We start from the raw sequence: 234 nt of genomic DNA, 5'->3' as shown, positions 1-234 counted from the left end.
ACCGGTTCGCGCCACGCGGATTTTATGGCGCGCGAGAATCGCGCGGCGAGCCATGTACCGGATGCCAACGGCTTCAGAGCGGCAGATCTGCGCCAGCCCGATGAGCAAAGTCCAGCGGGCGGGGTGAGCTCTAGCGCTCGAGATATGGCCAAAGGGATGAAGCTGGTGCTCTCCAGCGGGCGGTTTGAAGGGCAGCAACTGCTTGCTCCGGAAGCTCTCGTTCCCGCGCTTGCG

Annotated in this window: 1 pseudogene; it reads left to right on the top strand. The window is 64.1% G+C overall.

From position 1 onward, the window contains the following. Window positions 1-24: 24 nt before the first annotated feature. Window positions 25-234, top strand: a pseudogene (locus R0J87_RS24850) (serine hydrolase); the annotation flags it as partial.

It is taken from the genome of Halomonas sp. SIMBA_159 (assembly GCF_046536035.1).
Taxonomy (GTDB): Bacteria; Pseudomonadota; Gammaproteobacteria; order Pseudomonadales; family Halomonadaceae; genus Vreelandella; species Vreelandella venusta_A.
The sequence above is the reverse complement of the archived record's forward strand: the minus strand, read 5'-3'. Positions and strand labels throughout refer to the sequence as shown.